General features: G+C 46.8%; 6 protein-coding genes. All 6 read right to left on the reverse strand.

Features of this window, described 5'->3' with window-relative positions; genetic code table 11:
- On the reverse strand, nt 1–1,597 hold a 1,597-nt coding region (locus tag ACFIMX_RS00060; RefSeq protein ID WP_375693867.1), incomplete at its 3' end, for a hypothetical protein.
- Nucleotides 1,590–2,171 carry a phage protein Gp27 family protein gene (locus tag ACFIMX_RS00065; protein ID WP_375640678.1) on the reverse strand — a complete coding sequence of 194 codons (582 nt, stop codon included), beginning with the start codon at nt 2,169–2,171 and terminating at the stop codon, nt 1,590–1,592. The genes ACFIMX_RS00065 and ACFIMX_RS00060, both read right to left, overlap by 8 nt.
- On the reverse strand, nt 2,134–2,490 hold the full coding sequence (locus ACFIMX_RS00070; RefSeq protein WP_375640676.1) for a hypothetical protein: 357 nt from the start codon (nt 2,488–2,490) through the stop codon (nt 2,134–2,136). The genes ACFIMX_RS00065 and ACFIMX_RS00070 overlap by 38 nt, the downstream gene beginning before the upstream one ends.
- Nucleotides 2,487–2,801 carry a DUF2730 family protein gene (locus tag ACFIMX_RS00075; protein ID WP_375607966.1) on the reverse strand — a complete coding sequence of 105 codons (315 nt, stop codon included), beginning with the start codon at nt 2,799–2,801 and terminating at the stop codon, nt 2,487–2,489. The genes ACFIMX_RS00070 and ACFIMX_RS00075 overlap by 4 nt, the downstream gene beginning before the upstream one ends.
- The gene (locus tag ACFIMX_RS00080) at nt 2,798–3,013 is read right to left on the reverse strand and encodes a hypothetical protein (RefSeq protein ID WP_375607965.1); all 216 of its coding nucleotides are present in this window, start codon (nt 3,011–3,013) and stop codon (nt 2,798–2,800) included. Before ACFIMX_RS00080 ends, ACFIMX_RS00075 begins: the two co-directional genes overlap by 4 nt.
- A partial coding sequence (locus ACFIMX_RS00085; protein ID WP_375693868.1) for a hypothetical protein occupies nt 3,006–3,306 on the reverse strand: 301 nt, incomplete at its 5' end. The genes ACFIMX_RS00085 and ACFIMX_RS00080, both read right to left, overlap by 8 nt.

Raw genomic sequence — 3,306 nt, forward strand, 5'->3', positions numbered from 1 at the left:
AAAAAAAAGGCGTTGAAAAGAGCGAGCTTTCATCAAAACGATAAGCCTCTCTCACAGGTGTATAATCATAAATTTCAGGAGTTTGGCGGCTGGCAAAATAAGCCAAAGCGCAAGCAATCGCGCTATCACCATGGCGCATAAAACCGTCACTGCCTTTAAAACGATGATTGTCTGGAATTTTCACAATGCCATTGACATAAGCAAGCGCTTGATGATCGGCAACAATGTCACTATCGCGCGGCAAAACAATCGTCCCATCCCCAAAAGCTTCTAAATAAGCCGGCATTTCCTTGCCATACCAACTTTGTGACAAGGGCACTTCCTTCACAAGAGCGCCATAACGTTGCGCCGCTTTTTCGGCTAAATAAGCCCCATTGCCCCGCGCATCTAACGCGCCGCCCATCAAACGCGGCAAACCATTCACAACATAAAATAAAATCTCTCTTTGTTGATCAAACGGCGTATTGCGCAATTCCACCATAAACCGTACACGGCGCACCAAATCTTGTCCCACCTCCATCACCACAATGGAGGTGGCATCACCACTGCGGGCAAAATCAACGCCAAAAACATGTTGGCGCCGCCGGTCAAGCCCAGCATGAAGAGGTTTTATATGCTTCTCACACCAAGCAAAAGCAGCTTGACTTCGTTGATGTTCCGATTGATTTTTAAAATCATCCACACAAGCAAAACGCAACACTGCAATGTCAGGCGCGCAACAATTTTCAATCTGTAAGCGTGTTAAAGCCGCCCCTTCTTGATCGGCTGGTATGGCATCTAATTCTTGGCGCATAGCAGCCAAACGCACCCCATAAGAAGCACGAATTTGCTCTTCCCATTGTTGCTCAGATGCTAAACTCCACACCTCCCCCTTCATGGCACAAACCCGTTTAAACAAGCCATTTTTAACAGCAACACCAAAGGGGTAACAATGCACCGAAAAAGGAACCTTACCTGCTTTCGCCTCACGGATCAGTTCATTGAAAGGATTGAGTACACCATTATGGGTGGAGATCACACGGATCTTGCCTCCCCAAATCAACAAAGCATTGACTGCATCCAAAACAGCGCGCACATCTTGATGAAACGCCGCCTCGTCAATCACTACAATGCCCTGTAACCCCCGAATGTTTTCAGGGCGGCTAGAAAGCGCCTCAACCCGAAACCCCGAAGCAAAACGTACCCGATAAGCAGAGATATATTTCGTTGAACCATCCGCCCTTTGATCAGAGAATAAAAATTCCTCCACATCCCCACTGTGGCTTGTAATGGCTCTGGCAAAATTGCTCACATAGCCAATAAATTCACGCCCCTTGTCTCTGGTGTCACCAATATAAAAAACATTATCGCCCCCTGCCTTAACGGTTGCCGCCGCAATAAGAGTATCATCCAAAGCTTCGGCAAAAGTAATGCCAGTCCGCCGCCCCTTTTCCACCAATTTTAACGGTGATTTATCCTCAATCCATGCCCGTTGATGCGCCATCAAAACGCCTTCCGCTAAGGGATCACTCTCTTTGGGAAAAGCACTTTTCCGCCAAATATCAAAGCCACTTTGATGATCAAAGACATGACTTTTTGAAAAGGGCTGTTCAGCCATGTTTTACCCCCAACACCTGCGCACGTATAGCCCGCGCTGTTTCTTCTGAGAGCCCCGCCGCTGCTGCTGCCACATCAACCGCTTTACTTGCTTTAGTGGTAAAATCCTTCTCTAATCTTTGCCGTCTGGTGGTCGACAAATGTTCAGCCGCCAAAACCCCTTTGAGCGCATTGGCTAATTCTTGTGCTGCTTTTGGCGAAAGGTTTTTCCCACTGCTCAACGTTGAAAAAATCAACTCCTTAATCGCTGCCGCCGTCAAAAGAGTGATATTATCAGAAGCTTTGGCATCAAAACGCTTGGAAAGGCTTGCGGCAATTTCTCTTGTCTGTTCTAGGCGCCGTGACATCACGGCTAGCCGCAAAGAATAACGATTAAAACTCGAAAAGGAGGGTATAGAAAAGCTTAAACCCGTTTCCTTTCGTAAAGCCTTCAAAGCTGCTTTAAATTCATCATAAATGGCTTTTTGCGTCTTTTCACGCCCGTTTAAAGCCTCAGCCGCCTCTGCAATGATTTGATCACAAGCTTGCGGCAATAAATCAATCGCCGTTAAACGTCCACGCCCGACCTTGCGCATCCTTCACCTCGTATTTTATTGATGAACGTTTAGGCCGCTTAATCCCCTCAATGGAAAAGCTTCGGTCTAAATGACGTGCTCCCCGTTCTGTTAATGCCGCAAGAAAAACTGAACCCACCTGTTTTAACGTAACAGCACCTTGATCTTCCATCCATGCCAGTTCATTATGCACAAAGTCGCGATCGCGCCTGATACCATAACTGTATAAAAGCCGCTCAATCATCGCACTCGATAAAGTTTCACTGCGCTCACAAGCAAGCCCTTTTAAAATAATCAACCGCGCTTCTTCACGGATGATTTTATCCATATCTGCTTTCATTTCTTGGCATTCTCCAACAAAAACTCTTGCAAGCGCTCACCAATGGCTGCCACCGGTTGTAATTGTGCAGAAAGCGTATTGAGGCGACCATTCAATTTCTCCATATTTACTTCCAATCTTTGCAGCGCATCACGATCAGGCAAAAAATCCATCTCTGTTTCTAACTTTTGCACACGCTCTTTAAGCGCCGTGATATCTTTCAGCATTTCCCGCGCACCGGAAGAAAAATAGGCTCTCAAAACCCCACAAATCGCAATAACCGATAACAATAAAGATAACCAGCCATTGGCAACACTGATATCCAAGTTCACTTAAAAGTCCCCTCTCTTGTGCCTAAAATCGCCCTCTCCGCAGCTTTTCTGCGCTGTTCACAAATCAATAAAGCAGCACGATCACGCCCCCAATAGTGCACCACTTCGCGCGCATTCAAAGCACGCTCTGGCAATAAAGCTGGGCGGGAACACGCCATGCGAACAACAGGCGGCAATTCAACCGATAAAAAATGATAAGAAAGGCTACCCACCGGCTTGTGTGTTGAGCAAGCGCACACGCTCAAGCCCAATGCCACCGCCAGTAACCGGCAACTTCCCATTGACTTCCTCCATTTTCACAAGCTTTTGTTCTAAAGCCGAAATCACCCCTTGCGCTCGATGCTCAGCTTCCAACGCTGCTTGTCTTTGTCGCTCCAGATCAAGCTGTGCTTTTTCGGAAGCCTTGGCAATCTCAAGCTTCCAATACAAATCACGCGCCTTTTCCGCTTTTAAAATTTGCACTTTCATGAAGCCAAATTCCGCTAACATCACACTGACCAAAAAA

Source organism: Bartonella sp. AD24XZML, assembly GCF_042196485.1.
Lineage (GTDB): Bacteria > Pseudomonadota > Alphaproteobacteria > Rhizobiales > Rhizobiaceae > Bartonella.